The 7,591-nt window shown below is 64.8% G+C and carries 6 protein-coding genes; all 6 read left to right on the forward strand.

Translation table 11 applies throughout. The features are described 5' to 3' along the window. Positions 1 to 488 precede the first annotated feature (488 nt). Positions 489 to 1,238, forward strand: a complete 750-nt coding sequence (gene rpiA / locus GXP39_19685; GenBank protein NOZ30256.1) for a ribose-5-phosphate isomerase RpiA — start codon at positions 489 to 491, stop codon at positions 1,236 to 1,238. A 79-nt stretch (positions 1,239 to 1,317) separates the two neighbouring features. Then, positions 1,318 to 2,547 carry a GNAT family N-acetyltransferase gene (locus GXP39_19690; GenBank protein ID NOZ30257.1) on the forward strand — a complete coding sequence of 410 codons (1,230 nt, stop codon included), beginning with the start codon at positions 1,318 to 1,320 and terminating at the stop codon, positions 2,545 to 2,547. An 87-nt stretch (positions 2,548 to 2,634) separates the two neighbouring features. After that, positions 2,635 to 3,039, forward strand: a complete 405-nt coding sequence (locus GXP39_19695) for a hypothetical protein (GenBank protein NOZ30258.1) — start codon at positions 2,635 to 2,637, stop codon at positions 3,037 to 3,039. A gap of 586 nt (positions 3,040 to 3,625) precedes the next feature. Further along, positions 3,626 to 5,263, forward strand: a complete 1,638-nt coding sequence (locus GXP39_19700) for an ABC transporter substrate-binding protein (protein NOZ30259.1) — start codon at positions 3,626 to 3,628, stop codon at positions 5,261 to 5,263. 147 nt (positions 5,264 to 5,410) lie between these two features. Next, complete coding sequence (locus GXP39_19705) at positions 5,411 to 6,340, forward strand: ABC transporter permease (protein ID NOZ30260.1); 930 nt, start codon at positions 5,411 to 5,413, stop codon at positions 6,338 to 6,340. Next, positions 6,333 to 7,220, forward strand: coding sequence for an ABC transporter permease (locus GXP39_19710; protein ID NOZ30261.1), 888 nt, complete (start codon positions 6,333 to 6,335; stop codon positions 7,218 to 7,220). Before GXP39_19705 ends, GXP39_19710 begins: the two co-directional genes overlap by 8 nt. Positions 7,221 to 7,591 lie beyond the last annotated feature (371 nt).

Genomic DNA, 7,591 nt, shown 5'->3' on the forward strand with positions numbered 1-7,591 from the left:
AGCGACACGCGGGGTATTCCTACCACCCCGATTTCCATCACTGACTTTGAAAAAGCCCTGCCCCTTCTCCGCCTTGCACCTGCCCCCTCCACTCCGATTCGGATGGACAAGGTCGGGTGGGGCAGGCCAGGAACGGGAACCGGGAAGTTGCCATCTGAAAGCGTGTCTGAAAATTTACCGACACGGTGTCTGAGGGCCTCCCTCAGCTACCAGCTCTACAGGGGGAGGTGTGGAGGGGCGATCCCCTCCACGGAAACCTCTTTTTTCCTGCCTGCACCTGCCTTTCTCGGCCCTTTCTGAAGGGCCCAGGCCGAGGCCAGGCAGGTTGAAGGCAGAAGAAGAGCTTTTTCCGGAGGGGCTCCGCCCCTCCAGGCTCCCCGCCGCATTTCCACCGAAAAAGAGACGCGACCCCGGAACGAACAAGGCGGCCGTCAAAGTTCGTGAACTGGCGCGCTCGATGGTACAATAGGCCAGTACCATCGGAGGCCATGAAACTCATGGACATCGTGGAACTCAAGCGACAAGCCGGAGAGCGCGCTGTAGACTTCGTGGAATCGGGCATGGTCGTCGGCCTCGGCCACGGCACCACGGCCATCTTCGCCGTGCGTCGCATCGCCCGCCTGCTCCACGAGGGCCGGCTGCACGGCATTCGCGGCGTGCCCTGCTCGCAGAAGGTCGAGGCCGAGGCCCGGCGGCTGGGCATCCCGCTCACCACGCTGGACGAGTGCCCCACCATCGATCTCACGATCGACGGCGCGGATGAGGTCGATCCCGAGCTGAACCTGATCAAGGGCGGCGGCGGCGCCCTGCTTCGCGAGAAGATCATCGCCCAGAGCAGCCGCCGCGAGATCATCGTGGTCGACGAGACCAAGCTCTCCCCGATGCTGGGCACCCGACACCCGGTGCCGGTGGAGGTCGTCCCCTTCGGCTGGCGCTCGCAGGTCGCCTACATCGAATCCCTGGGCGCACACGCGGTGATACGTCGGACTCCCAAGGGGGATCTGTTCAAAACGGACCAGGGAAACCTGATCCTGGATTGTGAATTCGGCCCTATCACCCAACCGGCCCAGCTGGCCGCACGGCTGAAGGAGCGCGCCGGCATCGTGGAACATGGGCTTTTCCTGGGCCTGGCGACGGATGTGATCGTGGCCGGCCGCGAGGGCATTCGCCATCTCTACAAGGGGATGGGCGATGCGGAGGTGTCCGTCCAGGAGCTCGGCGAAAGCCCCCTCCTGTAAGGCACGATATCCGATCCCCGCCCCGGGGCCGGCGGTCGATCACCAGCCCCCATTCTGACCTTTCCCGGAGAGGACCCCTATGCGTTTCCGCAGGTATGACCCCGACAGGGACCGAGAGGCCGTTCATCGCATCTGGTACGAGACGGGCTGGCTGAAGAAGGGCAAAGAGGAGATCATGGACCTCTTCGTGGAGTGCGGGCGCGCCCTGGTCGCGGAGCTTCACGAAGAGCCTGAATGCCTGGTCATGACCGCTCCGGGCACCGTACGTTACCTGGACGAGGAGCTCCCCATGTCCTGCGTCACAGGCGTCACCACCAGCCGGGTCGCCCGCAGGCGAGGGCTGGCGAGGCAGCTGGCCGCCCGGGCGATAGCCATCGATGCCGCCGAGGGGGCGCTGGTCGCCAGCCTGGGGATGTTCGAGCAGGGCTACTACAACCGGCTGGGCTTCGGCACCGGGGGATACGAGCACTGGGTCTCCTTCGATCCCGCCCGGCTGAACGTCAGCGTGCGGCCTCGCGTGCCGCGCCGCATCACCGCCGACGACTGGGCCCTGGTGCACGCCAGCCGGCTCGCCCGGCGCCAGGGCCATGGCGCCTGCAATCTGACGCCATCCGAGATCACCCGAGCGGAGACGCGTTGGGCGGATAACGGCTTCGGCCTGGGCTACTGCGATGGCCCCAACGGCGAGCTGACCCACCACCTCTGGTGTCAGACCAAAAACGTGGAACAGGGGCCGTACGAGATCGTCTGGATGTCCTACCAGACCGCCGACCAGTTCCTGGAGCTGATGGCCCTTCTGAAAAGCCTCGGCGACCAGGTGCGGTTGATCAAGATGCGGGAGCCGCAGGGTATCCAGCTTCAGGATCTGATCGAGCAGCCGTTCAAGCAGCATCAGGTGAGCGAAGGGTCGAAGTTCGCGAGCGGGATACGGGCCATCGCCTACTGGCAGATGCGCATATGCGATCTACCGGGATGCCTGGAGCGCACCCACCTCCCCATGGGACCGGTTCAGTTCAACCTCAGGCTGACCGACCCGATCGAGCGGATGCTGGATGACGACGCCCCCTGGCATGGGGTCTCCGGCGAGTACATCGTCACGCTGGGGCCCACATCCGGGGCGGAGCGGGGGCGAGATGATACCCTGCCCACGCTGACGGCGTCGGTAGGGGCCTTCACCCGGCTGTGGCTGGGGGTGCGCCCGGCGACGGGCCTGGCGATCACCGACGAGCTCTCCGGCCCCATGGAGCTCCTCGAGCGGCTCGACCGGATCCTGTGTCTCCCTGATCCGAAGCCGGATTGGGATTTCTAAAGGATGCGGACCATGACACGACTCTCGTTACTCACGATGATCGCCAGCCTGATGTTGACCGGCTGTCAGCCGGCCTCTCTGCCGGGCCTGATCGCCACGCCGACCCTGGCACCGCCCGGGCCGGGCGGCCGCGCCGCCAACGCCGACGTCCTACACGTGCGGGCCGTGCGGGACGCCGACGGCACATGGACCTTCCACGTGACGGTGCAGCACCCCGACACGGGTTGGGAGGACTATGCGGACGGGTGGGATGTGGTGCTGCCCGATGGGACGGTCGTCAAGCCCGACCCGGATAGCCCGTTCACCCGGCTGTTGCTTCACCCCCACGTGAACGAGCAGCCCTTCACCCGCAGCCAGAGCGGCATCGCCATTCCGCCCGATGTGACCCACGTCCGCGTGCGAGCCCATGACCTGGTCGATGGCTACGGGGGGAAAGAGGTCGTCGTGGATCTGACGGCCGCATCGGGGCCGGACTTCCAGGTAGAGCGCTGAAAGCGTGTCTGAGAAATGCCGTTGCTTCTGGTATGGGGAGGCCCGGAGGGGCGAAGCCCCTCCGGAAAAAGCCCTTCTCCCGCCTTCGACCTGCCCGGCCTCGGCCCGAATCTCTGCGGAAAGAGACGAGAAAGGCAGGTGCAGGCCGGAAAAGTGGGATTTCCGTGGAGGGGGGATTCCCCTTCCACTCCCCCTGTGGAGCACGCAGCCGGGGGATGCCTCCCAGACACCTGGTCGGTGAATTTCCAGACGCGCTCTCAGGCATGACCCACCGTGTTTTTGTTTGACAGCGCGAATGCTCAAGAGTATAATGAGGCCACTCAACGCCGAGGACCCCCCTCGGCGTTTTCTGCTCTGCATCCAGGGATGGCACCACCCGCGCTATCCCCGGTCGATGTCCAAAGGTTTCACGTCGGCCGTTCCCATGTAAGGTGATCGAACCTCGACATCCACACCGGCTTCCTTTTATGGGAGATCTATCGTCTCTCAGCCTCGGTTGGGCCCACATGCACACGCACTTCGCCGGGGCTTCACAACAAGTTCGGCAACGACAACAGAAGGACAGAACAGAAAGGAGGAGGTTGGCATGACGCATCGAGCCGGTTACTCTCGATCTTCGCAGGCACCCCCCATTCGGACGGTATTGGTGCTCGGCCTGGTGCTGATCCTCGTGTTCCTGGCCGCATGTGCCCCGGCGCCCGCAGCCCCAGCGGCGGAGGCACCGAGCGCCGCGGAGGAGGAGGCCACGCCGACCCCGGCCGAGGCCAAGACCTTCCGCATCGCCGTGGGCATCGATCCGGACACCCTGGACCCGGCCCTGGGCACCACGACCACGGTATCCAACATCGTCGACTACATGGTCGAAACCCTGGTCGTGACGGATAAGGATGGGAACCCCCAGCCGAAGTTGGCCACCGGGTGGGAAGTCGCCGAGGACGGCCTTGAGTACACCTTCTACATCCGCCAGGGCGTCACCTTCCATGATGGGACCGTCCTGAACGCCGAGGTCGTCAAGTGGAATCTGGACCGGATCCTCGATCCGAACGTGAAGGTGCCGATCCGCAGCCCCTTCGCCGCGATCGAGGAGGTAGAGATCGTCGACGACTACACGATCAAACTCCACCTCAGCCGGCCGTACGCGCCGCTCATCAGCGCGTTCTCCCTGGGGAACGCCGGCATCATCTCCCCCGACTCCGTCAACGCGGAGGGCAACACCTACGAGAACGTGACGCGCCCCGTGGGCACCGGCCCTTACGTCTTCCAGGAGCGGGTCAAGGGCGAGCGCATCGTGGTCACCCGCTTCGAGGACTACTGGGGTGAGAAGCCCTACTACGACGAGGTCGTCTTCCGCGTCGTGCCCGAGGCGGCCACCCGGGAGAGCCTGTTGCTGGCCGGCCAGGTGGACCTCATCATCCTGCCGCCCATCAGCGACCTTCCGGCGCTCCAGCAGAACCCGGATGTGAAAGTGCTGCTGGCGCCCAGCGATCGCACGATCTTCATCTCCATCAACAACACCCATGAGCCCCTGAACGACGTGCGCGTCCGCCAGGCGCTCAACTACGCGGTGAACAAAGAGGAGATCATCGAGAGCGTGCTGTTCGGCGCGGCGGAGCTGTTGGATGCGCCCATGGCCTCCAACCTGTTCGGCTACTGCCCGCAGAAGCCCTACGAGTACGATCCTGAGAAGGCGAAGGCGCTGCTGGCCGAGGCGGGGGTGGAGAGCCTGGAGCTCAACTTCATCGCCCCGACAGGCCGCTACGTCCAGGACTTCCAGGCGGCCCAGGCTATCGCTGGCTTCCTGAGCGAGGTCGGGATCAAGGCGCCGGTCTCCACCATGGACTGGCCCTCCTACGTGGCCGCGATCCTGACGCCGCCCGATGAGAACAACATCGACCTGCACTTCCTGGGATGGGCGCCCAGCTACCTGGACGCGGCCCAGCAGATGGTGCAGTTCTACTCGCCGGAGCATCCGCCCAACGGCCTGGCGACGTCCTTCTACGGCAACCCGGAGGTGGATAAGCTGATCGAGGCCGCCGCGCAGGAGTCGGATCCGGAGAAGCGCAAGGAGCTGTACTGCCAGGCCTCCGAGATCATCTGGAACGAGGCGCCCTGGATCTTCCTCTGGGTGCAGCGGTTCCCCATCGTCTATCGGGCGGACCTCACCGGCGTGGACTACCATCCGACGGAGAAGTTCTACGCCATCTACGCACGTCCGGCCGAGTAATCACGGAACCCTCTCGGGACAGGCTACAGGTAGGGGCGAGGTCATCTCGCCCCTACCTCCGCTGAGATCAGATGTCGCATCCTGTCCCCGGAGCGAGCGGCTTTCCTGTCCTGATAACCATGTGATCACGAGGGTAAGCCAAGCAAGATGACCTCTTTCTCGCAATACATCCTGCAGCGCCTCCTCGCTGCACTGATCACGCTCATCGGCATCTCGTTAATCATCTTCCTGTTGGTGCGTCTGCTCCCCGGCGATCCGGCGCGCGTGATCGCCGGGCTATTGGCATCGGAGGAAGACGTCGAGCAGATCCGGGTCTGGATGGGCCTGGATCGCCCGCTTCCGGTGCAATACGCGATGTTCTTCAGCCGCATGGTGCGGGGTGACCTGGGCATCTCCGCCCGCACCAAGGAGCCCGTACTGAAGGAGATCCTCTCCCGCCTGCCGGCCACCATGAAGCTGGCGGTGATCAGCATGACCATCGCCGGCGTGCTGGGGGTCCTGGGCGGGGTGCTGGCCGCGTATCGCCGGAACTCCATCCTGGACTTCTTGATATCCGTGGGCACGCTCTTCGGCATCTCTATGCCCGTTTACTGGCTGGGCCTCATGCTGATCGTCCTGTTCGCCGTGCGGCTCCACTGGCTCCCGGCGGCCGGGTCCGAGCGCCCCGCCAGCTATATCCTGCCCTCCTTCACGCTGGCGGCCTTCTCCATCGCGCTGGTGGCCCGCATGACCCGATCCAGCATGCTGGAGGTATTGAGCGAGGATTACGTGCGCACGGCACGGGCGAAGGGGCTCCGAGAGTCCGTCGTCGTCCTGCGCCACGCGTTGAGCAACGCGCTGATCCCAGTCGTCACAGTCATCGGGCTCCAGTTCGGAGCCCTGCTGGGCGGCGCGGTGCTGACCGAGACGGTGTTCGGCTGGCCGGGGATGGGCCAGCTCATGGTGGACTCCATCTTCGCCCGCGATTATCCCATGGTCCAGGGCATCGTCCTGGTCTTCTCCTCTCTTCTCATCCTGGTCAACCTGATTGTGGATATCCTGTATGCATATATCGACCCACGAATCCACTATGGCTGAAGCGGTCGCGGTGTCCATCCCGCAATTGCGGGCCGAGAGACGTGGACTGTATCACGAGACGTGGCGGCGGTTTCGGCATCAGAGGCCGGCCATGCTGGGGCTCGCCATCCTGCTCCTGCTCATCCTCGCCAGCCTGGCCGCCCCGTTCCTGACGCCCTATGATCCGGAGAAGCTGACGCTGACCGACGCCCTGATCCACCCGAACCTGGAGCATCCGCTGGGCACCGATCACCTGGGGCGCGATGTGCTGGCGCGCATCCTGTACGGCGGGCGGCTCTCCCTGATGATCGGGTTCCTGGCCGTCGCCATCGGTCTGCTCGTAGGCATCCCGCTGGGCGCCATCTCGGGATATTACGGCGGCTGGGTGGATATGATCATCCAACGGGTCGCCGATATCCTGCTCTCCTTCCCGAGCATCCTGCTGGCGCTCTCCCTGGTGGCCGCGCTGGGCGTGGGCCTGCGGAACGTGATCATCTCCGTCGGGATCAGCACCATCCCGTCCTTCATCCGCCTGGTGCGCGGCTCCGTGCTCAGCATCCGGGAACAGACCTACGTGGAGGCAGCCCGCTCCGTCGGCGTGCGAGACTGGGACATCATCTGGCGACACATCCTGGTGAACGCCATGGCCCCCGTCATCGTCCAGGCCACCCTGAACCTGGGCTCCACCCTCCTGGTGGCCGCCGGCCTGGGCTTTCTGGGTTTGGGCGTACAGCCCCCCACCCCGGAATGGGGCGCCATGCTGGGCGAGGGGCGCCAATACATCTTCAGCGCCTCGTACATGGCGACTTTCCCGGGCCTGGCCATCTTCCTGGCGGTGCTGGGCTTCAACCTGCTGGGGGATGGGCTGCGGGATGCGCTGGATCCCCGCCTGCGAGAGTGACCGGACAAAACGGCCGACACCCGCCCGTGAAAGATGCACTTGTGGCATACGCATTAACTTACCAGGACAGACGAGGCTTCCAAGAGCGTGTCTGAGAAAAGCCGTTGCTTCTGCTGTGGGGAGGCCCGGAGGGGCTCCGGCCCTCCGGAAAAAGCCCTTCTTCTGCCTTCGACCCGCCCGGCCTCGGCCTGGATCCTTCGGAAAGGGCCGAGAAGAGCAGGTGCAGGCCGGGGAGGTCCCCTCCACACCTCCCCCTGTGGAGCTGGTAGCTGAGGGAGACCTGTCAAGTCCTGAAATACGTTTACAACAAAAAGGGGGGAAAAGGGGGCGAATCATCAGGAATCCTCCTGCGGACCAGGCACCCACACGAC

It is taken from the genome of Chloroflexota bacterium (assembly GCA_013152435.1).
Lineage (GTDB): Bacteria > Chloroflexota > Anaerolineae > DUEN01 > DUEN01 > DUEN01.